Below are 24,240 nucleotides of genomic sequence, written 5' to 3'. Positions count from 1 at the left end.
AAATGATAGTAAAATGTAATAGGAGATATTAATCTAATTACTATATAAAGAGGAGACTTTTATGAAAAAAGCTACTATCCTTCTCAATTGCCTTGCTTTCAATCACAACACTAGTTGCTTGTTCTGGACATAAGGCGGAATCAAAGGTCCCAGAAGAAAAAATTGAACAGAAGCAAATCAAGTTCGATGAAAAGTTGTTTAAAGAAGCTGGACTCTTGCCTTTTAAAAATGAGAAACAACTAGAACTTGGGGAATTGGACTCTAAATCACGCGCAACAGGTGCTCATATTCAACTTAAGGATGGTGATGAACCAAAAGAGAAGAGAGAGTCCAAGTTGACTTATGATCCAGTTGGATGGCACAATTATAAATTTTTTTATGGTGATGGTAAAAAAGAAGCTTGGTTGATGAGTCGAGGCCATCTGATCGGGTACCAGTTTAGCGGATTAAACGATGAAAAGAGGAATCTGGTTCCAATGACTAACTGGCTAAATGCTGGAAATTATTATGGTACAGATAATACTAATCAAGAAAGTATGCTTTACTATGAGAATCGATTGGACTCTTGGTTAGCCAATCATCCGAACTACTATCTTGACTACAAGGTGACCCCAATCTATCAGAAAGATGAATTGATTCCGAGACAAATTGAATTGCAGTATGTGGGAATAGATGAAAACGGCAAACTCTTGGAAATCAAGTTGGGTGGTAGTAAGGAAAAGGTTGATCAGTATTCTGTGACGCATGTTATTTTAGACAATGTTTCAGCTAATGCGGAAATCAATTATTTGGATGGTACTGCTAAAAATACAGTTGAAGATGCAAAGATAAAAGAAAAGGCTAAGAAGGAAGCTGAGGAAAAAGCCAAGAAAGAGGCTGAAGAAAAAGAAGCGGCTGAAAAGAAAGCAAAAGAAGAAGAGCAAGAAAAAGCTCGCCAAGCCACACAAGAAAAGGAAGAAAGCCAGGAATCAAACTCGCAATCAACAAATTCAGGTGGCTACTTTAGAGATAGAAAAGGAAGATGGCACAGACCAAATGGTAAATTCGCTTCCAAGAAAGAAATTAGAGAAGCCGGATTGCAGTGGTAAGAAGAATTTAGTAGATACACAGTCAAAAAGCCGTTGGGAAACGGTTTTTTTGTTGCTTGTTTTGGTGTATTATAGTAAAATTGTAAAGATATTAAATACTTTTTGGAGATTGAAATGAAGAAAAAAATAATGATATTGTCAATGTGTCTCATCATAGGAATTTCTGGTCTGGGATACTATTTCTTATCCTATGCGCCTTATCAAGCTGCTGTAACTAAGTTTGAAGATGTAGTAAAGGATTTAAATGAAAAGAATAAAGAAGTTGAAAATCAAATAGCTGAGGCTGAAAAGGTTGTTGATAATGATGAAGAACCTCTTGATTCTAAGACATTGGAAGAATTGAAATCAACTATAAAGGATAGCAAAGATTCACTTCGTAAAGTACCAGAAATGGAGAAAGTGACTGCTAAGATTGAGAAGCAAATTGAAGAATTAAGTCAACCATTAGATTATAGTGAAACAAAAAAGAATTTGTCTGAAAAATTGACTCACTATCAAAATAGCATTCTTCAATTAAAACAAATTACAAATCCTTCTAGTTCTTTTATTGAAGAAAGACTCAAAGAAATTGAATCAATTACTGGAGTACAATCTGTTACGGAGGATAATGACCCTAATAAAAAATTAAATAAACAAGGAGGATATACAGCGTCTGTATATTTCGTTGACAAGCAAGTGAATGAATCTGTAGAAGGCTCAGATATTGTTCAAAAAGGTAATGATGCTGGTGGAAATATAGAAGTTTATAAGACAAAAGAAGATGCAGAGAAACGCAATACTTATATTAGTGCTTTTGATGGAACTGCTTTGAATCCGGGATCACACTATGTTTATGGAACTGTATTAATTCGCACTTCGCACCATTTAACAGGAACGCAACAGAAAGAACTGACTGAGAAAATCTACAATAAATTAATTGAACTAAAATAATAAAAAAATTGGATAGCTATTTGTTTTATTGAACTGAGACACAGTCAAAAAGCCGTTGGAAAACGGTTTTTTGTTATAATTAATTGAAGAATGTAGAATTAAAGGAGAACACCATGACTTTTGAAGAAATCCTGCCTGGATTAAAGGCCAAGAAAAAATATGTACGAACTGGTTGGGGAGGAGCTGAAAACTATGTCCAACTCTTTGACACTATCGAACAAAACGGGGTTGAACTTGAAGTGACGCCTTATTTCCTCATCAACGTGTCAGGAGAAGGGGAAGGTTATTCCATGTGGAGCCCGACACCTTGTGATGTTTTAGCGACGGACTGGGTAGAAGTCCATGACTAGACGTGTATTGATTACGGGAGTAAGTTCAGGGATTGGTCTGGCTCAAGCCCGCCTCTTTTTAGAGAAGGGTTATCAAGTATATGGAGTTGATCAAGGTGAAAATCCATTCTTGGAGGGTGATTTCTACTTTTTACAGAGAGATTTGACCTTGGACTTGAAACCTGTTTTTGACTGGTGCCCTCGGGTGGATGTTTTGTGCAATACTGCAGGAGTTTTGGATGCTTACAAACCCCTATTGGAACAATCAGCCCAGGAAATTCAAGAGATTTTTGAAATCAACTATATGACTCCTGTCGAGTTGACTCGTTATTATTTGACGCAAATGCTGGAAAATAAAAAAGGAATCATCATCAATATGTGTTCGATTGCTTCAAGTCTAGCTGGCGGAGGTGGTCACGCCTATACCTCGTCTAAGCACGCCTTAGCTGGCTTTACCAAGCAGTTGGCTCTAGACTATGCTGAGGCTGGTATTCAGGTTTTTGGAATTGCTCCAGGGGCAGTCAAGACAGCCATGACTGCTGCCGACTTTGAACCAGGTGGATTGGCTGACTGGGTGGCTAGTGAAACGCCAATCAAGCGCTGGATTGAGCCAGAGGAAGTAGCAGAGATTAGCCTTTTCTTAGCAAGCGGAAAAGCGAGCGCCATGCAAGGGCAAATCCTCACGATTGATGGTGGTTGGTCTTTGAAGTAGGAGGAGTTAGATGGAAATCAAAAAACACTTTGGAGTCTATGCTGTTTGCTTTGAAAACGGGAAGTTACTCTGCATTGAAAAAACGAGAGGCCCTTATCAACATCGTTATGATCTACCTGGTGGTAGTCAGCAACTTGGTGAAGGACTGACGGAAACGCTGATTAGAGAAGTTATGGAAGAGACAGGATTTACTGTTAGAAGCTACTCCAATCCTCGAATCTACGATGTTTTCGTCAGGGAAGAGTTAAAAAATTTTATGGTTCACCATGTCATGGCCTTGTATGATGTTGAAATGAATGAGAGTGCACCTCAGGTTACGATTTCGGAAGCTGTCTCTGATGGTGCGAATGATTCACTCGGATATATTTGGATGGATATTCAGAAAATCACAGAAGAAAATGCATCGCCATTAGTTTTGAAGGCTAAGACAGAGTTACTAGGATTTCCAGAGCTGGACAAGACCTTGTATATGAATTGGAAGGTGAGAGATGAAAAATTATTCAATGGATGAAAGTATATTTCAGTATCCTGAATCATTTAAAAAATGGTAGAACTCAATTTAGTTGATTTTGATATTTGGTATTTTTTAGATTCAGAATGGGCGTTATCTCTGTACAAGGGCTTGCAGGAAAGGTACCCAACAAGAAAGTTGATTCCATTCGCTAAAAGAGGAGATTGTGATGATACAGCTTGTTTTGAAATAGGAAAGAGCAATAGGGTTCAACTCATTCATGACTTTGCTGCAGAAGGCTGGGAGCAACGGGAAGAGTTTAATGACTTTTGGGAATGGGGAGAATATGCAGTCAACTGCATGATAGAATATAATAAAGATGATGGGATAGAGTAAAGGCTTATTGTAAGTATTAAAAGGAGTAGATACATGAATGTTAAAGAACTAATCGAAGAGGTTGAAAATGATGCTGAGTTAGTATCGTATTTAAACCTGGTCCCCAAAAAGAATAAGAAAACTCAGATGGATGCTATGCATGTTCTCAATCGCTTAAGTTATATCTTGTATCTGTCCGATAATACTGCTTTAGCTCAGTCAATGATTGATAAAATGGTTCAAGTTGACTTTGACGGTGATTATCGCTATGGGGAACCTGTGCAAAATTCTGCTTTACTGGCTATTCTGATAGATGAAGAAAAATATCTAACACAAGTAAGAGATAGGATTCTCTATGCATTAAATTATGGTGATGAAGCGAGTGTATTTGGGAAAAGAAAGGTACACAAACGTTTTTTGATAGGTTTTAGATTAAACTCTCTACAAACAGATTTAGAGAAAGTCAAGGATGAAGTTTCGCAAATGAATAAAAGAATGGGAATCTTATTTCATTTATTGTATTTAAAAGCTTTTTCCAATGAATTGGAAATCGAGCGGGACTTAGTTAATAATGAGATTCAAAGCACGATTTTAATTCTTCGTGACTATATCTTAATAAATGGATTTAAGCAACTCTATCCCTTTAAATAAAAAAGTAAATGAAAAGGAGTACCCATGACACCGCAAGAAATGTGGAATGCATACAAGCAAATTAACCCCTCGATTGGAGATGAGATAGATGCCTGGGCTTTTGGAGTGGAAGCCGATACCTTGGCAGATTTGGTACTAAGAGGCGAAAAGACAGCAACTGCCTCAGCCTACGATCTTTACGCAGTAGAGGACGAATCTCTTCCACAAGAAGGGACCTTCGATGTCATTTTAGACAGTCAAAATCAGGCTGTCTGTATTGTCGAAATTACCAAGGTTTCCGTTCAGCCCTTTCATCAAGTTTCAGCTGACCATGCTTACAAGGAAGGGGAAGGTGATAAATCCCTAGCCTATTGGCGCCAGGTTCATGAGGACTGTTTCACCGAGTGGATGAGAGAGGCTGGACTAACTTTTACACCTGACAGCAAGGTTGTATTAGAAGAATTTCGCAAGGTCTACCCTCTGTAGACCGCTAGTAGAAAGAAAGTTTTGGAAATCACCGTCCAATCCTTTTTTCTTAAGCAAAACATGATATAATAAGTTTGTTTGAAGAAGAGTAAAACTCTTAAACTTAGAATAGGAGAAAACTATGCAAGCAGTTGAACATTTTATTGCGCAATTTGTTCCTGAACACTATGATTTATTTTTAGACTTGAGTCGTGAGACCAAGACCTTTTCTGGGAAGGTGACCATTACTGGTCAAGCACAGAGTGACCGTATTTCCCTTCACCAAAAAGACTTGGAAATCACTTCTGTAGAAGTTGCGGGTCAAGCTCGTCCATTTACAGTTGACCATGAAAATGAAGCCCTTCATGTCGAAGTGGCTGAGGCTGGTCAAGTTGAATTGGTCATCGCCTTTTCAGGAAAAATCACAGACAACATGACAGGTATTTACCCTTCTTATTACACAGTGGATGGTGTCAAGAAGGAAGTCTTGTCTACCCAGTTCGAGAGCCATTTCGCACGCGAAGCCTTCCCATGTGTGGATGAGCCAGAAGCCAAAGCAACCTTTGATCTCGCTCTCCGTTTTGACCAGGCAGAAGGTGAGTTAGCCTTGTCGAACATGCCAGAAATCGATGTGGAAAACCGTAAGGAAACAGGCATCTGGAAGTTTGAGACAACACCTCGCATGTCTTCTTACTTGTTAGCTTTTGTTGCTGGTGATTTACAAGGTGTGACCGCTAAAACTAAAAACGGTACCCTCGTAGGTGTCTACTCAACCAAAGCCCACCCACTATCTAACCTTGATTTCTCACTGGACATCGCCGTTCGCTCGATTGAGTTTTACGAAGATTACTACGGAGTTAAATATCCAATTCCTCAATCACTCCACATCGCCCTTCCTGACTTCTCAGCAGGTGCCATGGAAAACTGGGGTCTTGTGACTTACCGTGAAGTTTACTTGGTTGTGGATGAGAACTCAACCTTTGCTAGCCGTCAACAAGTTGCCCTTGTTGTGGCACATGAGCTTGCCCATCAATGGTTTGGGAACCTCGTGACTATGAAATGGTGGGATGATCTTTGGCTCAATGAAAGCTTCGCTAACATGATGGAATACGTCTGTGTGGATGCCATCGAGCCAAGTTGGAATATCTTTGAAGACTTCCAAACAGGCGGTGTTCCAGCGGCGCTTAAACGAGATGCGACGGATGGCGTTCAGTCTGTTCACGTTGAAGTTAAACACCCAGATGAAATCAACACGCTCTTTGATGGCGCTATCGTCTATGCTAAAGGAAGCCGTCTCATGCATATGCTTCGCCGTTGGCTCGGTGATGCGGATTTCGCTAAAGGCTTGCATGCTTACTTTGAAAAGCACCAGTACAGCAACACCATTGGTCGTGACCTTTGGAATGCCCTTGGTCAGGCATCAGGACGTGATGTTGCAGCCTTCATGGATTCTTGGTTGGAACAACCTGGATATCCAGTTCTCACTGTCAAAGTTGAAAATGATGTCTTGAAGATTTCGCAAAAACAATTCTTCATCGGTGAGCACGAAGACAAGAACCGTCTCTGGGTGGTGCCACTCAACAGCAACTGGAAAGGTTTGCCAGACACACTCGAAACTGAAAGTATCGAAATCCCTGGCTACGCAGCCCTTCTTGCTGAAAATAAAACAGCTCTTCGTCTTAACACTGAAAATACTGCCCACTACATTACAGACTATCAAGGAGACTTGTTAGATGCCGTTCTTGCTGAGCTAGAGACACTTGATAATACAAGCAAACTGCAAATCGTTCAAGAACGTCGTCTGCTTGCTGAAGCAGGGCACATTTCTTATGCAGACTTGCTCCCAGTCCTTGATAAACTTGCTAAGGAAGAATCTTACCTTGTCGTTTCAGCTGTTTCTCAAGTGATTTCTGCCCTTGAGCGCTTTATCGATGAAGGAACAGAAGCAGAAACAGCCTTCAAAGCACTGGTTGCTAAATTGGCTCGTCACAACTATGACCGTCTTGGCTTTGAAGCCAAAGATGGAGAATCAGATGAGGATGAATTGGTTCGTCAGTTGACCATTTCCATGATGATTCGCTCCAATGATGCAGAAGCTAGTCAAGTCGCTAGCCAAATCTTTGCAGCTCATAAGGAAAACCTTGCAGGACTTCCAGCAGCCATCCGTGCACAAGTTCTCATCAATGAAATGAAGCACCATGAGACCAAGGACTTGGTGGCAACTTATCTGGACCTCTACACTCATGCCACAGATGCTGTTTTCAAACGCCAGTTGGCAGCTGCTCTAGCCTACAGTACAGATGCTGACAATATCCAAACCTTGATTCGTTCATGGAAGGATAAATTTGTGGTGAAACCACAAGACTTGTCTGCTTGGTATTACCAGTTCCTAGATCATCAAACAACTCAAGAAACTGTTTGGGTATGGGCGCGTGAAAACTGGGATTGGATCAAGGCAGCTCTTGGTGGGGATATGAGCTTTGATAGCTTTGTTATCCTACCTGCCCATGTATTTAAGACTGAGCAACGCTTGGCAGAGTACAAGGAATTCTTTGAACCACAACTTTCTGACCTAGCTCTTAGCCGTAACATCCGCATGGGAATCAAGGATATCGCAGCGCGTGTTGACTTGATTAAGCGTGAGAAAGCAGCAGTAGAAACTGTTGTAGCCCAATATGCTAAAGCTTAATTCGTTTATGTAAACAAAAACTCAACTTTCTATCTGAAAAGAAGAGAGAGTTGAGTTTTTTTTAAGGCAATTTTGGTATAATAATCATAACAAGGAGGAGTTTCTGATGATAAAAATCTTATTAGTAGAAGATGACCTGGGTCTGTCAAACTCAGTATTTGACTTTTTAGATGATTTTGCAGATGTCATGCAGGTTTTTGATGGAGAAGAAGGTCTCTACGAAGCAGAAAGTGGCGTCTATGACTTGATTTTGCTTGACCTGATGTTGCCGGAAAAAAATGGCTTCCAAGTTCTGAAAGAATTGCGTGAAAAAGGAATTACGACACCAGTCCTTATCATGACAGCTAAGGAAAGTTTGGATGACAAGGGACATGGTTTTGAGTTGGGAGCGGATGACTATCTGACCAAACCTTTCTATCTAGAAGAACTCAAAATGCGGATCCAAGCCCTTCTCAAACGTTCAGGTAAGTTTAACGAAAACACCTTGACTTATGGGGATATTGTCGTCAACCTTTCAACGAATGAAGTGAAGGTGGAAGATACTCCTGTGGAACTACTCGGAAAAGAGTTTGAGTTATTGGTTTATTTCCTTCAAAATCAAAATGTTATTCTTCCCAAGACGCAAATTTTTGACCGCCTATGGGGATTTGATAGCGATACGACGATTTCCGTTGTAGAAGTCTATGTCTCAAAAGTTCGTAAGAAATTGAAGGGAACAGCCTTTGCTGAAAATCTTCAAACCTTACGTAGTGTCGGGTATATTTTAAAAGATGTTCAATAAACTAAAAAAAACATGGTATGCGGATGATTTCAGCTATTTCATTCGAAACTTTGGAGTGTTCACACTAATCTTCTCTGCTATGACCTTGATTATCCTCCAGGTCATGCACTCGAGTCTCTACACTTCTGTAGATGAAAAACTCCAAGCCCTTAGTAGTAGTCCCCAAGCGGTTATCCAGTTAGCCCTGAATCGGGCAACTGAGGAAGTCAAGGATATTCAACCAGCAACAGCGGATGCCAGCAAGGCTGAAATCAAACCCAATGTCAGCTCCAATACGGAAGTCTTGCTCTTTGACAAGGATTTTAACCAACTCTTACTGGGCAATCGTTTTTTAGGTTTGGACAAGATCAAGCTGGACAAGAAAGAGTTGAATCACATTCGTCAAATTCAAGTTGTCAATAGCTACGGTCAGGAAGAAACCTACCGAATGATCTTGATGGAAACCAATTCATCCACTGTTTCAAGTAATGTCAAATATGCAGCGGTTTTAATCAATACTAGCCAGCTTGAGCAAATCAGCCAAAACCACGAGCATTTAATCGTAGTGGTCATGGCTAGTTTCTGGCTCCTATCTTTAATTGCCAGTGTTTACCTGGCACGTGTCAGTGTCAAACCTCTGCTGGAAAGTATGCAAAAGCAGAAGTCCTTTGTTGAAAATGCGAGCCACGAACTGAGAACGCCTTTGGCTGTTTTACAAAATCGTTTAGAGACTCTCTTTCGAAAACCAGAAGCGACGATTATGGAATCCAGCGAAAGCATTGCTTCTAGTCTTGAAGAAGTTCGCAACATGCGTTTCCTCACGACAAATCTTCTCAATCTTGCACGTCGAGATGATGGAATCAAACCTGAAATAGCAGAAGTTTCTCCGCAATTCTTTAAAACAACCTTTGCTAACTATGAGTTGATTGCTTCTGAAAATGATCGTGTTTTTGAATATGAAAATCGGATTTATCGTTCCTTCATGACCGATCAGTTGCTCCTAAAACAGCTCATGACTATCTTGTTTGATAATGCTATCAAGTATACTGAAGAAGATGGAAAAATTGAGTTTGTGGTCCATGCTACGGATCGCCACCTCTATCTATCAGTAACGGATAACGGAATTGGGATCTCAGCTGCCGATAAGAAGAAAATCTTTGACCGCTTTTATCGTGTAGACAAGGCGAGAACCCGTCAGAAAGGTGGGTTTGGTCTTGGACTATCTTTGGCCAAGCAGATCGTAGATGCCTTACGAGGAACGATTACCGTTAAAGATAACAAACCTAGAGGAACGATTTTTGAAGTTAAAATTGCTATCCAATCTCCTCCCAAACGTAAGAATAAATAAAAAGACAGTTTTAAAACTGTCTTTTTTGATAACTAGAAAAGAGGTTGGTACCACTACCAACCTTTATTTTGAAATTTTTCGTTTAATGATCTTTCGTTGGAGTTGGAGGAGTGCCAAGCTTGCCCCTATAGCAGCAACAAATGATAAAGCTGTGTTCAATTTTAAGGCTAAAAAGATAAAACTAAAAAACACCATAAAAATACAAAAACAAGCAATATTTACAAAAAATAAAATCTCTTTTAAATTCGAGCTAACAGGAGCTTCCAGTGTATAGTCTTGATAAAGCGGAGTTTGATTCGATTCGGAAGTTTGTTCAAACTCATAAGCTTCTAATTTTCTTGCGGGCATGATTCTCTCCTTAACAGTACATAACTATTTTATCATTTTTTATGCAGAGAATTATTACAGGATTGTTACAAAACTACTAAAGTCTCTTATCATCTTCTAAGTCACTCTTCTTGACACCCACTAGAGAAAGTGATAGCATGGATGTTACACTTAAAACAGATGACCTGACTTTCTCTATTATAAATATACTGAGAAAGGAAAGGATAACTTATATAAATTGATAGCAAGCTGAGGCTTTTTCCTAAGATGATTTGTTAAGTTGCTACCTGGATACTTTTGAAGAGTATTGGTAGGAGTTGTTTTGAATGGATGGAAGGACAGAGATTCTGTCTATTGGTCTGGGTGGCTTTTAAACTACCTCTGGGGAAAAGTTAAAGGAGATAAGCATGTATCTTGCTATCAAAGAAATACTACGAAATAAACTTCGATATAGTTTGATTCTAACTACCATTTTTCTTATCGCTTTTATGGTCTTTTTTATGACCAGTCTAGCTCTTGGTCTTGTGCGAAACAACCGGGCAGCTATTGATAATTGGCAGGCGACGGGTGTGGTTTTATCTGACTACGCAAATGATAATTTGACAGCATCTTTTATTCCTGAAAAGGACTACAAGGATAAGAATTCAGAAGAGGCTGCTCCATTGGGCTATATGTTCGCTGTAACCAATCTAGTCGATGGTAGTGAAAAGGTCAATGTTTCCATCTTTGCTCAAAACTGGGACTCTTTTATCTCTCCTAGTTTGACGGAGGGTCGTTATCCTGAAAGATATGATGAGGTTGTCGTGGATCAGTCTTTTGAGAACTATGGGATGAAGCTAGGTGATGCCATTCAACTCAATGGAAGCGAGGCAAGCTACAAGATTGTAGGCCTGACTCAAGGAAATAAATTTTTCACCGAGCCTGTTGTCTTTACGAGTCTGACAACTTATTGGACCTTACAAGGAACCTTGAAAGCCAATCGTTCCATCTCTGCCTTAGTTTTGAAAAATGACATAGAAGTGTCTGGCGATGGACTGAAACAGATTTCCATTCCAAAAATGATATCAAAAATTCCTGGTTACACACCTCAGGTTAATGTATTTTCAGGGATGATTCTCGCTATGATTGTTATCACAGGCTTGATTGTGGGGATTTTTGTTTATATCATTACCATCCAAAAACTAGGTCTTTATGGAATAATGCGAGCTCAGGGAATACAAATCAAAACCATTGTATGGTCTCTATTCTGTCAAATCTTCCTCCTAGCTGGTATGGGGATTGCTTTAGCCTTGCTTGCTATTGGTGGAGTGATTTTGGTCTTACCAGCTACCTTCTTTTTCTATCCAAGTTGGATTGCCTACTCTGTCCTAAGCTTGGTAATTTCCTTGATGGCCCTTTTAGGTGGTGTCATTTCACTTCCACGCTTGCTAAAGGTGGACCCGATTACTGCAATTGCAGAATGATAAGGAGAATAGTATGACAGCATTGATTGAAATGACTCAAGCGACAAAAACCTACGGGGAAGGAAAGATGAAAGTCGTTGCCCTACATGAGACGAATTTTCAGCTAAATGCGGGAGAGTTCGTAGCTATCGTTGGGCCCTCTGGCTCTGGAAAGACGACCTTTCTAACAACTCTAGGACAACTTCAGGAAGCATCGAGTGGAAAGATTCTAGTCAAAGGGAAGGAAACAGGCAGTTTGACGGAGAAGGAAAAAACAGATCTCCGTTTTAGAGAGTTTGGTTTCATTCTCCAGGCTTCAAACTTAATTCCTTTTCTAACGGTCAAGGAACAGCTGGATTTGATTGACAGACTGGATAAGGGAAAAAATAGCAAAAGTGACCGAAAAGAGCTGTTTGACTTGTTGGATTTGGAAAAAGTTCAAAATCATTATCCCAAAGCTCTATCGGGTGGCGAACGTCAGCGTGCCGCGATTGCTAGAGCGCTCTATAACAATCCGAGCATTGTGCTTGCAGATGAGCCGACAGCCAGTCTTGACACCCAGCGTGCTTACCAAGTAACAGAAATGCTGGCTGCCATTGCCCATGAACAAGGTAGAGGAGTTGTCATGATTACACATGATACACGCCTTCTTGATAAGGTCGACCGTATCTATGTTATGAACGATGGCCACCTAGTTGAAGAAACACAGGCATAAAAAAGAGTGAATGGTACAAGTTACTGTTCACTTTTTTGATTGCAACCTTTAAAAAATGACTTTGACTTTTTATAAAACTACTAGTATTCATAGCTGATTTTTGAGAAATGTGGTATAATTTTTCTTATGGAAAAGATTATCATTACAGCAACTGCTGAAAGTATTGAACAAGTTGAACAACTGCTTGAAGCTGGTGTAGACCGTATCTATGTCGGTGAGAAAGATTTTGGTCTTCGTCTGCCAACAACCTTTAGTTATGACCAATTGCGTGAGATTGCTAAGTTGGTTCATGAAGCAGGCAAGGAATTGATTGTTGCAGTTAATGCCCTCATGCACCAAGATATGATGAACCGTATCAAGCCTTTCCTAGACTTCTTGGAAGAAATCAAGACAGACTATATTACTGTTGGGGATGCAGGCGTTTTTTACGTAGTCAACCGTGATGGCTATTCCTTTAAGACCATCTACGATGCTTCAACCATGGTGACAAGCAGTCGTCAGATTAACTTCTGGGGTCAAAAGGCAGGCGCCTCTGAGGCTGTTTTGGCGCGTGAAATTCCATCTGCTGAACTCTTCAAGATGCCTGAGATTTTGGAAATTCCGGCTGAAGTGTTGGTTTACGGAGCTAGTGTCATTCACCATTCTAAGCGACCACTTTTGCAAAACTATTATAACTTTACGCATATCGATGACGAAAAGACGCGTAAACGTGACCTCTTCTTGGCAGAGCCAAGTGACCCAGAGAGCCATTACTCTATCTTTGAAGACAATCATGGTACCCATATCTTTGCCAACAATGACCTTGATTTGATGACCAAATTGACAGAGTTGGTGGATCACGGCTTTACTCACTGGAAGCTAGAAGGTCTCTACACCCCAGGTCAAAACTTTGTGGAGATTGCAAAACTCTTTATTCAAGCGCGTGGCTTAATCCAAGAGGGAAATTTCAGCCATGACCAAGCCTTCTTGTTAGATGAGGAAGTGCGCAAGTTACACCCTAAAAACCGTTTCCTCGACACAGGATTCTATGATTACGATCCCGATATGGTTAAATAGGACACCAAAACCCGAAATAAAAATGTTCGGGTTTTTCAAGTGTATTCATGAAATAAAAACGGATACATGTTATAATAAAAGTAGCTCTTTAATGGAGGTGTTTAAGTGGAGAATCTGAAAAAGATGGCAGGTATCAAGGCTGCTGAGTTTGTCAAGGATGGTATGGTAGTCGGTCTGGGAACTGGCTCTACTGCCTATTATTTTGTCGAAGAAATTGGTCGTCAGATTAAGGAAGAAGGTTTGCAGATTACTGCTGTGACAACTTCCAGTGTGACCAGTAAACAGGCTGAAGAACTAAACATCCCGCTCAAGTCGATTGATCAAGTGGATTTTGTCGATGTGACGGTTGACGGGGCGGATGAAGTAGATAGCCAGTTTAACGGAATCAAAGGCGGTGGTGGTGCCCTTCTGATGGAGAAGGTTGTCGCAACGCCCTCAAAAGAATATATTTGGGTGGTGGATGAAAGCAAACTGGTAGAGAAACTAGGTGCTTTTAAATTGCCAGTAGAAGTGGTTCAGTATGGTGCGGAACAGGTCTTTCGTCGGTTTGAGCGAGCTGGCTACAAACCAAGTTTCCGTGAAAAAGACGGTCAACGTTTTGTGACCGATATGCAGAACTTTATCATTGACCTAGCCTTGGATGTCATCGAAGATCCAATTGCTTTTGGGCAAGAATTGGACCATGTCGTTGGTGTCGTAGAGCATGGCTTGTTCAACCAAATGGTGGATAAGGTCATTGTTGCTGGACGAGACGGGGTTCAGATTTTAACTTCAACAAAAGGAAAATAGAAAATAAAAGGAGACACACTATGTCAAAATTTAATCGTATTCACTTGGTAGTACTCGATTCTGTGGGAATCGGTGCTGCACCAGATGCCAATAACTTTGTCAATGCAGGGGTGCCAGACGGTGCTTCTGACACACTAGGACACATTTCAAAAACAGTTGGTTTGAATGTGCCAAACATGGCTAAAATTGGTCTTGGAAATATTCCTCGCGAAACGCCTCTTAAGACTGTACCAGCTGAAAGCAATCCAACAGGTTATGCAACAAAATTGGAAGAAGTTTCCCTTGGTAAGGATACCATGACTGGTCACTGGGAAATCATGGGACTCAACATTACCGAGCCTTTCGATACTTTCTGGAACGGATTCCCAGAAGAAATCCTGACAAAAATCGAAGAATTTTCAGGACGCAAGGTCATTCGTGAAGCCAACAAACCTTACTCAGGTACGGCTGTTATCGATGATTTCGGACCACGTCAAATGGAAACTGGAGAGTTGATTATCTATACTTCAGCTGACCCTGTTTTGCAGATTGCTGCCCACGAAGATATCATTCCTTTAGATGAACTTTATCGTATTTGTGAATACGCTCGTTCGATTACCCTTGAGCGTCCTGCCCTTTTAGGTCGTATCATTGCCCGTCCATATGTTGGTGAACCTGGTAACTTCACTCGTACAGCAAATCGTCGTGACTTGGCAGTATCTCCATTTGCACCAACTGTTTTAGATAAATTGAACGAAGCTGGTATCGATACTTACGCTGTTGGTAAAATCAACGATATCTTTAACGGAGCTGGTATCAATCATGACATGGGCCACAACAAGTCAAATAGCCATGGGATTGATACACTTTTGAAAACGATGGGACTTCCTGAATTTGAAAAAGGGTTCTCCTTCACAAACTTGGTAGACTTTGATGCTCTTTACGGCCACCGTCGCAATGCTCATGGTTACCGTGATTGCTTGCATGAGTTTGATGAACGCTTGCCTGAAATTATCGCAGCCATGAGAGATAATGACCTTCTCTTGATTACAGCGGACCATGGAAATGACCCAACCTATGCAGGAACAGACCACACTCGTGAATACATTCCACTTTTAGCCTACAGCCCTGCTTTTAAGGGAAATGGTGTCATTCCAGTCGGACATTTTGCAGATATCTCAGCGACAGTTGCGGATAACTTTGGTGTTGAAACTGCCATGATTGGGGAAAGTTTCTTAGATAAATTGGTATAAGATGAAACGCTATGCTTTGCTTGTGAGAGGTATCAATGTTGGTGGAAAAAATAAGGTTGTCATGGCGCAACTTCGTCAAGAATTGACAGAGTTGGGACTGGAAAAAGTTGATACCTACATCAACAGTGGCAATATTTTCTTTACTTCGACAGATCCCAAAGTCCAATTGGTTGAAAAGTTAGAGGCATTCTTTGAAGTCCATTATCCATTTATTCAGAGCTTTTCGTTGCTGAGTCAAGAGGATTTTGAAACGGAACTTGAAAATCTGCCTGAATGGTGGACCAAAGATCTGGCTCGAAAAGATGTTCTCTTTTATACAGAAGGCTTGGATGAGGCTCAAGTCATTGAGAAAGTTGAAAGTTTGGAACTGGAAGATGAAGTGGTTCATTTTGGAAAACTTGGTATTTTCTGGGGAAAATACTCCGAAGAATCATACTACGAAACAGCCTATCACAAATACTTACTCAAGATGCCTTTCTACCGCCAAATCACCATTCGCAATGCCAAAACCTTTGACAAAATCGGTCAAATGCTAAAAAATAATAAAGGAGATACACAATGACATTTTTAGATAAAATCAAGGAAACAGCTGCTTTCCTGAAAGACAAGGGAATCCAAGCGCCTGAGTTCGGTCTAATCCTTGGATCAGGACTTGGAGAATTGGCAGAAGAAATCGAAAATCCAGTTGTAGTAGACTATGCTGAGATTCCAAACTGGGGTCGCTCTACAGTAGTTGGTCACGCTGGTAAATTGGTATATGGTGACCTTGCAGGTCGAAAAGTCTTGGCTCTTCAAGGTCGTTTCCACTTCTACGAGGGAAATCCTCTTGAAATCGTGACTTTCCCAGTACGTGTGATGAAAGTTATCGGATGTGAAGGTGTCATTGTAACCAATGCAGCTGGAGGTATTGGATTTGGTCCTGGTACATTGATGGCTATCTCAGACCATATCAATATGACGGGGCAAAATCCATTGATGGGTGAAAACTTGGATGACTTTGGTCCACGTTTCCCTGATATGTCTAAAGCCTACACACCAGAATACCGTGCTATTGCCCATGAAGTGGCTAAGAAACTTGGTATCAAGCTTGATGAAGGTGTCTATATTGGTGTAACAGGTCCGACTTATGAAACCCCAGCAGAGATTCGTGCCTATAAGACACTTGGTGCAGATGCAGTTGGTATGTCTACAGTTCCTGAAGTTATTGTGGCAGCCCACTCTGGCTTGAAAGTTCTCGGTATTTCATGTATTACTAACCATGCTGCAGGTTTCCAAGAAGAACTCAACCACGAAGAAGTTGTAGAAGTGACTGAACGTGTCAAAGGTGACTTCAAAGGCTTGGTTAAAGCTATTCTTGCAGAATTGTAATCCTATGAAAGCACGACTCCAAAGACTGCCCTACGAATGGCGTTTGCTTTTTGCAACTCTTGCTTTGGGAGTAGGTACGGGTCTAGTCGGAATTGCCTGTCATTATCTGCTAGAAGGCGTGCAAATGTTGGCTTTTGGCCAAGAGAGATCTGATCTGCTCCAGCAATTTCAAGAAGCTGGAGGACTTCGTAGATTTCTTGTCTTATGTGTGACAGGGACTTTGGCAGCTGGTTTTTGGTATATTCTACAAGAGCGTTATAAAATTCTCTCTATTCGCAGGCAAATCGACCTGGTTGGAGATAGAGATCCAGCGCCCCTAGCCCACCTCCTTCATGCAACTATGCAGGTTGCGATTGTTGGAGCTGGCGCTTCGGTCGGAAAAGAAGGAGCCCCACGTGAGGTTGGGGCTCTTCTAGCTGGTCGTTTGGGGAAAGTCTTGTCCTTGACGATCAAAGAGCGAAGAGTTTTGATTGCTTGTGGAGCTGGAGCAGGTTTGGCTGCGGTTTATCAGGTTCCCTTTGCAAGTAGCTTGTTTGTCTTTGAGACATTAGGGTTGGCCTATCACTGGAAAAATATCTTACTGGTCTTGTCTAGTTCTTATTTGGCGACTTGGATTGCCCAGCCAATCGTTGGACATGGTGCTATATATCATATGTCGCCAGTTCATTGGTCAGCCAGTAGTTTTATCCAGGCTGTCATAGTGGCTCTATTGCTTACTCCTTTGGCACTGGCCTTTCGTTTTCTAGCCAATCGGGCTAGTCGCAAACGGCGGAAGGATTGGACCATTCTTTTGGCTCTGCCTTTAGCATTTGTGGTGTTCGCTGGCATTGTGATCTTTTACCCGATTTTTATGGGAAATGGACAGGTTCTAGCCCAAACCCTCTTATCAGGCCAGCCACTTTCTAGTCTAGCCTTGACCTTGGCCGTAAAAGGGTTCCTAACCTATCTCCTCTTACGAAATGGGGCTTACGGAGGGACCTTGACACCGTCATTTGCCTTGGGGATTGGATCTGGCTACTTAGCGAGTTTGCTTTTGACAGTCGTTGGCATTCACCTAGATCCTGCTCTAGGAATGTTGCTTGGAGCGACCGTCTTTTTAGGGACGACCTTACAAGCTCCCTTGACTGCCATTGCCCTAAGTCTTGGTTTTACAGGACAGAGCTGGGCTTTGATTCTACCACTAGCACTAGCTGCTAGTATGTCTTATGTGATTCAAAATAGATGGGAGAATAAACGATGAGAGTGCATTTTGTCTTGCACGAAACTTTTGAAGTACCGGGTGCTTATCTAAAGTGGGCGCAGGAGCGTGGTCATCAGGTGACGATGTCCAAGGTCTACGAGCGAGAAGCTCTACTTGAGACAGTGGATGAGATCGATTTTTTGATTGTCATGGGAGGACCACAATCACCAGATGAGGATCGCGCAACCTTCCCTTACTATGATCCGCAAGCTGAGATTAAACTTATTCAAAAAGCAATGAAGGCGGATTGCTACATCGTTGGTGTCTGTCTGGGTGCGCAGCTCCTGTCTGTTGCTTATGGCGCGGAGTATGAACACAGTCCAGAGCGGGAAATTGGAGTGTATCCTGTGGATTTAACGCCTGAAGGATTGGCGGATCCGCATGTCAGCTTGTTTGGCGCCAGCTTTGATTCTGGTCACTGGCATGGTGATATGCCGGGATTGACGGATGATGCCGTTGTCCTTGCGACCAGTCAAGGTTGTCCACGTCAGATTGTCCGTTTTTCTCCCAAGCACTATGCCTTCCAAGCCCACTTGGAATTCGATCCAGAAGCAGTCGATCTCTTGATTGCGGCTGACGGAGCAGCTGCTTTGGAAGAGCAAAGTAAACAATTGCCATTGGTCGAAAAACCTGAAGCTATTCGTGCTTACGATTATCAAGAAATGAATGCAAAATTGTACGCATTTTTGGATTCACTAACAAACTAAATAAAAAAGAAAGGTAGAGCGTGTGTTTTTATTTGAACACGAGCGGAAAACTTTTCATAACAACAATAAAAGAAAGGATGGGTAAACCGTATTTGCTGAACTGAATACGGGCGGAGAACTATGTAAAAAAGATAAACTGTCTAGCATCTGCGATGCGTCGTCAGTTTCCTATTTTTACTTTGTTCTCTGTCGCCCTTTATATCTTAACTATGTCTATCCATATTGCTGCTCAGCAGGGTGAAATTGCTGATAAAATTCTTCTTCCTGGGGATCCTCTTCGTGCGAAATTTATTGCGGAGAATTTCCTTGAAGATGCTGTTTGTTTTAACGAAGTGCGTAACATGTTTGGTTACACTGGGACTTACAAGGGTCACCGTATATCTGTCATGGGAACTGGGATGGGAATGCCATCAATTTCTATCTATGCGCGTGAGTTGATTGTTGACTACGGAGTGAAAAAATTGATCCGTGTAGGAACTGCAGGTTCCTTAAACGAAGATGTCCATGTCCGTGAATTGGTCTTGGCGCAAGCTGCTGCGACTAACTCAAACATCATCCGTAATGACTGGCCACAGTACGATTTCCCACAAATCGCTAGCTTTGATTTGCTGGATAAGGCCTATCATATCGCCAAAGAACTTGGTATGACCACCCACGTTGGGAACGTTTTGTCATCAGATGTCTTTTACTCAAACTACTTTGAAAAGAACATCGAGCTTGGTAAATGGGGAGTCAAGGCTGTGGAAATGGAAGCAGCAGCTCTTTACTATCTTGCTGCCCAACACCACGTTGATGCACTTGCTATCATGACCATTTCTGATAGTTTGGTCAATCCAGAAGAAGACACAACAGCTGAAGAACGCCAAAACACCTTCACCGATATGATGAAGGTTGGATTGGAAACCTTGATTGCAGACTAAACATCGTATTACTTTGAGATAAGGTTATTTCTAAGATTGATTCAAATGCTTTAATCTCAAATATATCAGTAATGATAAAGGAAGAGTTGAAAATCAGATTGCTGGAACTATTGATTTTCAACTTTTTTAGAACCCAGCTTAAGGAGAGATGTGATGGATAAAATAGAACTATTACAAGATTTGATTGATAAAAGCCACAGAATAGTCTTTTTCGGAGGGGCAGGAGTGTCAACCGAGTCTAATATCCCAGATTTTCGTAGTTCAGATGGTGTTTATAGTCATCAGTTAGGCCGTCATTTTACGGCAGAGCAACTCGTTTCTCGGACCATGTTTGAGCGCTATCCAGAAGATTTTTTTGACTTTTATAAGAAATACCTGATTTATCCAGAAGCAAAGCCTAATGCTGCTCACACTTATCTGGCTGCTTTGGAAAAGACAGGTAAGCTAAAGGCAGTTGTGACACAAAATATCGATAGTCTTCATGAAATGGCTGGCTCCCAAAAGGTCTTTAAATTGCATGGGAGTGCGGACCGCAATTACTGCCTAGGTTGCCAACGTTTCTATAACTTAACTGGTTTTCTGGCCCTCGAGGGACCTGTTCCCCACTGCCTAGACTGTGGCAAGGTGGTCAAGCCTGACGTGACCTTGTATGAAGAATCACTTGACATGGATGTTTTTAGTCAAGCTGCACAAGCAATTCGGCAAGCAGACTTGCTGATTATTGGTGGGACTTCCTTGGTTGTTTATCCTGCAGCTAGCCTAGTAAACTATTTTTCTGGAACAAATCTGGTTGTTATCAATAAAACCAGTATTCCACAAGACAGCCAAGCTACATTGGTCATTGAAGGCAAGATTGGGGAAGTCTTTTCGAAATTGAGTCAATAAAAGGATTTTAGAAGATAGCAACAAAACCTTGTTACTTGAAAGTGAAAACTATCTCATTTACTGACCACTATCTCGCTCTTTGAGAGTTATTAAAAACTGGCTGAGAAAATCAAAACTCCTTCACTGATATGATGAAGGTCGGCTTGGAAAACTTGATTGCAGACTAAAATCTAATAAAAAATCCTGATTTCAAGTGAAATCAGGATTTTTTCATAGATGCGATTTTTTCTGGGTCTGGTGTAACGCGGAGGGTTTTTTGCCCTGTGTAGGTTACAAAGCCAGGTTTGCCACCAGTTGGTTTGTTGAGTTTCTTGACTTCAATCATATCCACTTGCACGAGATTTGACAAGCGCCCTTTGGAGAAGTAGGCAGCCAGTTCGGCCGCATCTGTCTTAACTTCGTCAGAAGGATTAAGATTTCCTGAGATGACGACGTGGCTTCCTGGAATGTCCTTGGCGTGGAACCAGAGTTCTTCCTTGCGAGCCATTTTAAAGGTTAGTTCCTCATTTTGTAGATTGTTTCGACCAACATAGATGATGGTTTTCCCATCGCTCGCCAGATACTGTTCCGGTTTTTTGCGCTTGTGAATTTTCTCCCGTTGTCTTCTACGGATAAATCCTGTTTGGATCAATTCTTCACGTATTTCAGCGATTTCCCCCAGCCCAGCTTGGTTGAGCACAGTCTCCACACTTTCCAGATAGAGAATAGTTGCCTTGGTTTCTTCGATCAGCTCAGTAAGGTATTTGACAGCTTCTTTGAGTTTCTGGTAACGTTTAAAATAGCGTTGGGCATTCTGACTGGGAGTTAGTGCCTTATCAAGAGCAATGATGATAGGTTGATTAGTGTAGTAGTTGTCTAGGATAACCTGGTCTTGGTCATTCGGAACTTGGTGGAGGAAGGTTGTCAACAACTCTCCTTTTTGGCGAAATTCCTCCGCATTGTCTGTCGCCAGTAACTCTTTTTCTTGTTTTTTCAGCTTATGGCGATTTTTTTGAAGTTCATTTTCAACGCGACGAATCAGTTCACTGGCTTGCTGTTTGACACGGTCCCGTTCAGCCTTGTCCTTATAGTAGGTGTCCAGCAAGTCAGAAAGGCTGGCAAAAGTTTCTCCTACACGATTCGCAAAAGGAACTGGGCTGAAAGAAGTCTCCGTTAGGAAAGGCTTGGTTTCTTGCCCGAAGAAGTTTCGGAAAGTAGACAGTTTATCACTGACAAGAATGTTTTCCAATTCATTTGCCGTATCACGTCCCAGACCTTGAAAGAGACTTTGAAGATTTTTTGCTGTTAGTTCCTGTGTTTGCAGAATTTCAAAGAGCTTTTCATCCTTGATAGTAAAAGGATTGAGAGATTCGGTGCTTGGCGGAGCGATATAGGTCGAGCCTGGTAGCAAGGTGCGGTAGCTGTTTTGTGAAAAGCCGACGTGTTTGATGACTTCGAGGATTTTATGGCTACTTTTATCCACGAGGAGAATATTGCTGTGTTTACCCATGATTTCGATAATCAAGGTAGTCTGGATATGGTCCCCAATCTCATTTTTATTGGAAACCGTGATTTCCACAATACGGTCATTTTCGACTTGCTCGATCGACTCAATCAGGGCACCCTGCAAATACTTTCTCAAAACCATGATAAAAGTCGAAGGTTGGGCTGGATTTTCAAAAGTCGTTTGGGTTAGCTGGATGCGCCCAAAAACAGGATGGGCAGAGAGGAGCAGGCGATGGCTTTGGCGATTGCTGCGGATTTGCAAGACCAACTCTTGTTCAAAAGGTTGATTGATTTTCTGGATGCGACCATTGACCAACTCGCTTCGCAATTCCTCAATCATGTGGTGTAAAAAAAATCCGTCAAATGACATTGTTCTCTCCTTGTGATTGTATTCCATAGTATTATATCAAAAAGGTAGAATAAAATCATGGAAATGTGGTATAATAAAGCCAAGTAAAGAGAATCGAGAAGTACATGTATATTGAAATGGTAGATGAAACTGGTCAAGTTTCACAAGAAATCTTACAACAAACCCAAGAAATTTTGGAATTTGCAGCCCAAAAAATAGGAAAAGAAGACAAGGAGATGGCAGTCACTTTTGTGACCAACGAGCGTAGCCACGAACTCAATCTCGAGTACCGTGATACCGATCGTCCGACGGATGTCATCAGCCTTGAGTATAAGCCAGAGTTGGACATTGCCTTTGACGAAGAGGATTTGCTGGAAAATCCAGAATTGGCAGAAATGATGTCTGAGTTTGATGCCTACATTGGGGAGCTTTTTATCTCTATCGATAAAGCGCATGAGCAGGCTGAAGAATACGGTCACAGCTTTGAGCGTGAGATGGGCTTCTTGGCAGTACACGGCTTTTTACACATTAACGGCTATGATCACTACACTCCGGAAGAAGAAGCGGAGATGTTCGGTTTACAAGAAGAAATTTTGACAGCCTATGGACTCACAAGACAATAAACGAAAATGGAAAAATCGTGACCTGGTATCTAGTTTAGAATTTGCTTTGACAGGTATTTTTACCGCTATCAAGGACGAACGTAATATGCGCAAACATGCAGTGACGGCACTAGTAGTCGTCCTTGCAGGTTTTGTTTTTCAGGTGTCACGGATTGAATGGCTCTTTCTCCTAATGAGCATTTTCTTGGTAGTAGCCTTTGAGATTATGAACTCCGCTATCGAAAATGTGGTGGATTTAGCCAGTCATTATCACTTTTCTATGTTGGCAAAGAAAGCCAAGGACATGGCAGCAGGTGCCGTGCTTGTGGTCTCTCTTTTTGCTGCAGTGACAGGTGCACTTATCTTTATCCCACGTATTTGGGATATACTTTTTTAAACAATAAGAGGAAAATATGACATTTAAATCAGGCTTTGTAGCTATTTTGGGACGTCCTAATGTTGGGAAGTCGACCTTTTTGAATCACGTCATGGGGCAAAAGATTGCTATTATGAGTGACAAGGCGCAGACAACGCGCAATAAAATCATGGGGATTTACACCACAGATAAGGAGCAAATCGTCTTTATCGACACACCAGGAATTCACAAGCCCAAAACAGCTCTTGGGGATTTCATGGTGGAATCTGCCTACAGCACCCTTCGTGAAGTAGACACTGTTCTGTTTATGGTACCAGCTGATGAGCCACGTGGTAAGGGCGACGACATGATTATCGAGCGTCTGAAAGCCGCCAAGGTTCCTGTGATTCTGGTGGTGAATAAGATTGACAAGGTCCATCCAGACCAGCTTTTGGCTCAGATTGATGACTTCCGTAACCAGATGGACTTTAAGGAAATTGTTCCTATCTCAGCCCTTCAGGGAAATAACGTTTCTCGACTAATCGATATTTTGAGTGAAAATCTAGAGGAAGGTTTCCAGTATTTCCCATCTGATCAAATCACAGACCATCCTGAGCGTTTCTTGGTTTCAGAAATGATTCGTGAGAAAGTCTTGCACCTAACTCGAGAAGAGATTCCTCACTCAGTTGCAGTGGTAGTTGACTCCATGAAGCGTGATGAAGAGACAGACAAGGTTCATATCCGTGCAACCATCATGGTGGAGCGTGATAGTCAAAAAGGTATCATCATCGGTAAAGGTGGCGCCATGCTTAAGAAAATTGGGACCATGGCCCGTCGTGATATCGAACTCATGCTAGGGGATAAGGTTTTCCTAGAAACTTGGGTCAAGGTCAAGAAAAACTGGCGTGATAAAAAGCTAGATTTGGCTGACTTTGGCTATAATGAAAAAGAATACTAAGTAGAGGTGGGCTCATGCCTGCTTCTTGTTTTT

General features: G+C 41.6%; 27 protein-coding genes. 25 read left to right on the top strand and 2 right to left on the bottom strand.

What is annotated here, in order from left to right:
• The first annotated feature begins 86 nt into the window (after positions 1-86).
• From HMPREF1516_RS02125 to HMPREF1516_RS02075, 11 genes are all read left to right on the top strand, one after another.
• Positions 87-1,088, top strand: coding sequence for a DNA/RNA non-specific endonuclease (locus HMPREF1516_RS02125; RefSeq protein WP_156916948.1), 1,002 nt, complete (start codon positions 87-89; stop codon positions 1,086-1,088).
• 114 nt (positions 1,089-1,202) lie between these two features.
• A complete protein-coding gene (locus HMPREF1516_RS02120) occupies positions 1,203-2,018 on the top strand; it encodes a hypothetical protein (RefSeq protein ID WP_033605690.1) in 816 nt (271 codons plus the stop codon).
• Between the two features lie 113 nt (positions 2,019-2,131).
• Positions 2,132-2,368: a DUF2829 domain-containing protein gene (locus HMPREF1516_RS02115; RefSeq protein ID WP_000141916.1), complete on the top strand. Its 237-nt coding sequence runs from the start codon at positions 2,132-2,134 to the stop codon at positions 2,366-2,368.
• Entirely contained in the window at positions 2,361-3,059 is a 699-nt protein-coding gene (locus HMPREF1516_RS02110; protein ID WP_033605689.1) for a 3-oxoacyl-ACP reductase, read from the top strand. The genes HMPREF1516_RS02115 and HMPREF1516_RS02110 overlap by 8 nt, the downstream gene beginning before the upstream one ends.
• Positions 3,060-3,069: 10 nt before the next feature.
• The gene (locus HMPREF1516_RS02105) at positions 3,070-3,570 is read left to right on the top strand and encodes an NUDIX hydrolase (RefSeq protein ID WP_000403327.1); all 501 of its coding nucleotides are present in this window, start codon (positions 3,070-3,072) and stop codon (positions 3,568-3,570) included.
• A 33-nt stretch (positions 3,571-3,603) separates the two neighbouring features.
• Positions 3,604-3,906, top strand: coding sequence for a hypothetical protein (locus HMPREF1516_RS02100; RefSeq protein WP_002877185.1), 303 nt, complete (start codon positions 3,604-3,606; stop codon positions 3,904-3,906).
• Between the two features lie 33 nt (positions 3,907-3,939).
• Positions 3,940-4,536, top strand: coding sequence for a DUF6707 family protein (locus tag HMPREF1516_RS02095; protein WP_001101062.1), 597 nt, complete (start codon positions 3,940-3,942; stop codon positions 4,534-4,536).
• Positions 4,537-4,560: 24 nt separating this feature from the next.
• Positions 4,561-5,001, top strand: coding sequence for an ASCH domain-containing protein (locus HMPREF1516_RS02090; RefSeq protein ID WP_033605688.1), 441 nt, complete (start codon positions 4,561-4,563; stop codon positions 4,999-5,001).
• Positions 5,002-5,122: 121 nt separating this feature from the next.
• Positions 5,123-7,669 (top strand): M1 family metallopeptidase, encoded by a 2,547-nt coding sequence (locus HMPREF1516_RS02085; protein WP_033605687.1) that lies wholly within the window; start codon positions 5,123-5,125, stop codon positions 7,667-7,669.
• A gap of 106 nt (positions 7,670-7,775) precedes the next feature.
• On the top strand, positions 7,776-8,450 hold the full coding sequence (gene ciaR / locus HMPREF1516_RS02080) for a two-component system response regulator CiaR (protein ID WP_000590630.1): 675 nt from the start codon (positions 7,776-7,778) through the stop codon (positions 8,448-8,450).
• Positions 8,440-9,777 (top strand): sensor histidine kinase, encoded by a 1,338-nt coding sequence (locus HMPREF1516_RS02075; protein ID WP_033605686.1) that lies wholly within the window; start codon positions 8,440-8,442, stop codon positions 9,775-9,777. Before ciaR ends, HMPREF1516_RS02075 begins: the two co-directional genes overlap by 11 nt.
• A 63-nt stretch (positions 9,778-9,840) precedes the next feature.
• On the opposite strand, the gene HMPREF1516_RS02070 is transcribed toward HMPREF1516_RS02075, so the two are convergent.
• Positions 9,841-10,125 (bottom strand): DUF3270 domain-containing protein, encoded by a 285-nt coding sequence (locus tag HMPREF1516_RS02070; RefSeq protein ID WP_001111515.1) that lies wholly within the window; start codon positions 10,123-10,125, stop codon positions 9,841-9,843.
• Positions 10,126-10,511: 386 nt separating this feature from the next.
• Here HMPREF1516_RS02070 and HMPREF1516_RS02065 point away from each other — a divergent pair, with 386 nt between their 5' ends.
• From HMPREF1516_RS02065 to HMPREF1516_RS02015, 11 genes are all read left to right on the top strand, one after another.
• The gene (locus HMPREF1516_RS02065; RefSeq protein ID WP_000280275.1) at positions 10,512-11,567 is read left to right on the top strand and encodes an ABC transporter permease; all 1,056 of its coding nucleotides are present in this window, start codon (positions 10,512-10,514) and stop codon (positions 11,565-11,567) included.
• 13 nt (positions 11,568-11,580) lie between these two features.
• Complete coding sequence (locus tag HMPREF1516_RS02060; protein WP_000125734.1) at positions 11,581-12,261, top strand: ABC transporter ATP-binding protein; 681 nt, start codon at positions 11,581-11,583, stop codon at positions 12,259-12,261.
• 126 nt (positions 12,262-12,387) lie between these two features.
• Positions 12,388-13,317, top strand: a complete 930-nt coding sequence (locus HMPREF1516_RS02055) for a peptidase U32 family protein (RefSeq protein WP_000411176.1) — start codon at positions 12,388-12,390, stop codon at positions 13,315-13,317.
• Positions 13,318-13,422: 105 nt separating this feature from the next.
• Entirely contained in the window at positions 13,423-14,106 is a 684-nt protein-coding gene (gene rpiA / locus HMPREF1516_RS02050) for a ribose-5-phosphate isomerase RpiA (protein ID WP_000429257.1), read from the top strand.
• 20 nt (positions 14,107-14,126) lie between these two features.
• Positions 14,127-15,338, top strand: coding sequence for a phosphopentomutase (locus HMPREF1516_RS02045; RefSeq protein ID WP_033605685.1), 1,212 nt, complete (start codon positions 14,127-14,129; stop codon positions 15,336-15,338).
• A gap of 1 nt (position 15,339) precedes the next feature.
• Complete coding sequence (locus tag HMPREF1516_RS02040) at positions 15,340-15,900, top strand: DUF1697 domain-containing protein (protein ID WP_033605684.1); 561 nt, start codon at positions 15,340-15,342, stop codon at positions 15,898-15,900.
• The gene (locus HMPREF1516_RS02035; RefSeq protein ID WP_033605683.1) at positions 15,897-16,706 is read left to right on the top strand and encodes a purine-nucleoside phosphorylase; all 810 of its coding nucleotides are present in this window, start codon (positions 15,897-15,899) and stop codon (positions 16,704-16,706) included. The genes HMPREF1516_RS02040 and HMPREF1516_RS02035 overlap by 4 nt, the downstream gene beginning before the upstream one ends.
• A gap of 4 nt (positions 16,707-16,710) precedes the next feature.
• Positions 16,711-17,946 carry a chloride channel protein gene (locus HMPREF1516_RS02030; protein WP_000647567.1) on the top strand — a complete coding sequence of 412 codons (1,236 nt, stop codon included), beginning with the start codon at positions 16,711-16,713 and terminating at the stop codon, positions 17,944-17,946.
• Entirely contained in the window at positions 17,943-18,653 is a 711-nt protein-coding gene (locus tag HMPREF1516_RS02025) for a glutamine amidotransferase-related protein (protein ID WP_001263740.1), read from the top strand. The genes HMPREF1516_RS02030 and HMPREF1516_RS02025 overlap by 4 nt, the downstream gene beginning before the upstream one ends.
• 209 nt (positions 18,654-18,862) lie before the next feature.
• On the top strand, positions 18,863-19,573 hold the full coding sequence (gene deoD, locus HMPREF1516_RS02020) for a purine-nucleoside phosphorylase (protein ID WP_025169557.1): 711 nt from the start codon (positions 18,863-18,865) through the stop codon (positions 19,571-19,573).
• A gap of 153 nt (positions 19,574-19,726) precedes the next feature.
• Entirely contained in the window at positions 19,727-20,458 is a 732-nt protein-coding gene (locus tag HMPREF1516_RS02015; protein WP_000357674.1) for an NAD-dependent protein deacylase, read from the top strand.
• 199 nt (positions 20,459-20,657) lie between these two features.
• Here the strand turns inward: HMPREF1516_RS02015 and pavA are convergent, their stop codons facing one another.
• The gene (gene pavA / locus HMPREF1516_RS02010; RefSeq protein WP_033605681.1) at positions 20,658-22,313 is read right to left on the bottom strand and encodes an Rqc2 family fibronectin-binding protein PavA; all 1,656 of its coding nucleotides are present in this window, start codon (positions 22,311-22,313) and stop codon (positions 20,658-20,660) included.
• Positions 22,314-22,417: 104 nt separating this feature from the next.
• Here pavA and ybeY point away from each other — a divergent pair, with 104 nt between their 5' ends.
• The 3 genes from ybeY to era are packed head-to-tail and all read left to right on the top strand — an operon-like array spanning position 22,418 to position 24,207.
• Positions 22,418-22,915, top strand: coding sequence for an rRNA maturation RNase YbeY (ybeY, locus tag HMPREF1516_RS02005; protein WP_000275169.1), 498 nt, complete (start codon positions 22,418-22,420; stop codon positions 22,913-22,915).
• On the top strand, positions 22,896-23,291 hold the full coding sequence (locus tag HMPREF1516_RS02000) for a diacylglycerol kinase family protein (protein ID WP_000378177.1): 396 nt from the start codon (positions 22,896-22,898) through the stop codon (positions 23,289-23,291). The genes ybeY and HMPREF1516_RS02000 overlap by 20 nt, the downstream gene beginning before the upstream one ends.
• A 16-nt stretch (positions 23,292-23,307) precedes the next feature.
• Entirely contained in the window at positions 23,308-24,207 is a 900-nt protein-coding gene (gene era / locus HMPREF1516_RS01995) for a GTPase Era (RefSeq protein WP_000143275.1), read from the top strand.
• Positions 24,208-24,240: the final 33 nt, after the last annotated feature.

Origin of the sequence: Streptococcus sp. CM6, assembly GCF_000526095.1 — a bacterium.
GTDB classification, from domain to species: domain Bacteria; phylum Bacillota; class Bacilli; order Lactobacillales; family Streptococcaceae; genus Streptococcus; species Streptococcus oralis_BW.
The sequence above is the reverse complement of the archived record's forward strand: the minus strand, read 5'-3'. Positions and strand labels throughout refer to the sequence as shown.

What these genes read in the sequence shown, in the direction of transcription:
- HMPREF1516_RS02110 (WP_033605689.1), top strand. Translation starts at nt 2,361, where the DNA reads ATGACTAGACGTGTATTGATTACGGGAGTAAGTTCAGGGATTGGTCTG.
- HMPREF1516_RS02025 (WP_001263740.1), top strand. Translation starts at nt 17,943, where the DNA reads ATGAGAGTGCATTTTGTCTTGCACGAAACTTTTGAAGTACCGGGTGCT.
- HMPREF1516_RS02055 (WP_000411176.1), top strand. Translation starts at nt 12,388, where the DNA reads ATGGAAAAGATTATCATTACAGCAACTGCTGAAAGTATTGAACAAGTT.
- HMPREF1516_RS02090 (WP_033605688.1), top strand. Translation starts at nt 4,561, where the DNA reads ATGACACCGCAAGAAATGTGGAATGCATACAAGCAAATTAACCCCTCG.
- HMPREF1516_RS02045 (WP_033605685.1), top strand. Translation starts at nt 14,127, where the DNA reads ATGTCAAAATTTAATCGTATTCACTTGGTAGTACTCGATTCTGTGGGA.
- HMPREF1516_RS02105 (WP_000403327.1), top strand. Translation starts at nt 3,070, where the DNA reads ATGGAAATCAAAAAACACTTTGGAGTCTATGCTGTTTGCTTTGAAAAC.
- ciaR (WP_000590630.1), top strand. Translation starts at nt 7,776, where the DNA reads ATGATAAAAATCTTATTAGTAGAAGATGACCTGGGTCTGTCAAACTCA.
- HMPREF1516_RS02085 (WP_033605687.1), top strand. Translation starts at nt 5,123, where the DNA reads ATGCAAGCAGTTGAACATTTTATTGCGCAATTTGTTCCTGAACACTAT.
- HMPREF1516_RS02075 (WP_033605686.1), top strand. Translation starts at nt 8,440, where the DNA reads ATGTTCAATAAACTAAAAAAAACATGGTATGCGGATGATTTCAGCTAT.
- deoD (WP_025169557.1), top strand. Translation starts at nt 18,863, where the DNA reads ATGTCTATCCATATTGCTGCTCAGCAGGGTGAAATTGCTGATAAAATT.
- HMPREF1516_RS02070 (WP_001111515.1), bottom strand. Translation starts at nt 10,125, where the DNA reads ATGCCCGCAAGAAAATTAGAAGCTTATGAGTTTGAACAAACTTCCGAA.
- HMPREF1516_RS02065 (WP_000280275.1), top strand. Translation starts at nt 10,512, where the DNA reads ATGTATCTTGCTATCAAAGAAATACTACGAAATAAACTTCGATATAGT.
- HMPREF1516_RS02035 (WP_033605683.1), top strand. Translation starts at nt 15,897, where the DNA reads ATGACATTTTTAGATAAAATCAAGGAAACAGCTGCTTTCCTGAAAGAC.
- HMPREF1516_RS02015 (WP_000357674.1), top strand. Translation starts at nt 19,727, where the DNA reads ATGGATAAAATAGAACTATTACAAGATTTGATTGATAAAAGCCACAGA.
- HMPREF1516_RS02000 (WP_000378177.1), top strand. Translation starts at nt 22,896, where the DNA reads ATGGACTCACAAGACAATAAACGAAAATGGAAAAATCGTGACCTGGTA.
- era (WP_000143275.1), top strand. Translation starts at nt 23,308, where the DNA reads ATGACATTTAAATCAGGCTTTGTAGCTATTTTGGGACGTCCTAATGTT.
- HMPREF1516_RS02030 (WP_000647567.1), top strand. Translation starts at nt 16,711, where the DNA reads ATGAAAGCACGACTCCAAAGACTGCCCTACGAATGGCGTTTGCTTTTT.
- ybeY (WP_000275169.1), top strand. Translation starts at nt 22,418, where the DNA reads ATGTATATTGAAATGGTAGATGAAACTGGTCAAGTTTCACAAGAAATC.
- HMPREF1516_RS02120 (WP_033605690.1), top strand. Translation starts at nt 1,203, where the DNA reads ATGAAGAAAAAAATAATGATATTGTCAATGTGTCTCATCATAGGAATT.
- HMPREF1516_RS02040 (WP_033605684.1), top strand. Translation starts at nt 15,340, where the DNA reads ATGAAACGCTATGCTTTGCTTGTGAGAGGTATCAATGTTGGTGGAAAA.
- HMPREF1516_RS02095 (WP_001101062.1), top strand. Translation starts at nt 3,940, where the DNA reads ATGAATGTTAAAGAACTAATCGAAGAGGTTGAAAATGATGCTGAGTTA.
- HMPREF1516_RS02115 (WP_000141916.1), top strand. Translation starts at nt 2,132, where the DNA reads ATGACTTTTGAAGAAATCCTGCCTGGATTAAAGGCCAAGAAAAAATAT.
- HMPREF1516_RS02060 (WP_000125734.1), top strand. Translation starts at nt 11,581, where the DNA reads ATGACAGCATTGATTGAAATGACTCAAGCGACAAAAACCTACGGGGAA.
- HMPREF1516_RS02100 (WP_002877185.1), top strand. Translation starts at nt 3,604, where the DNA reads ATGGTAGAACTCAATTTAGTTGATTTTGATATTTGGTATTTTTTAGAT.
- pavA (WP_033605681.1), bottom strand. Translation starts at nt 22,313, where the DNA reads ATGTCATTTGACGGATTTTTTTTACACCACATGATTGAGGAATTGCGA.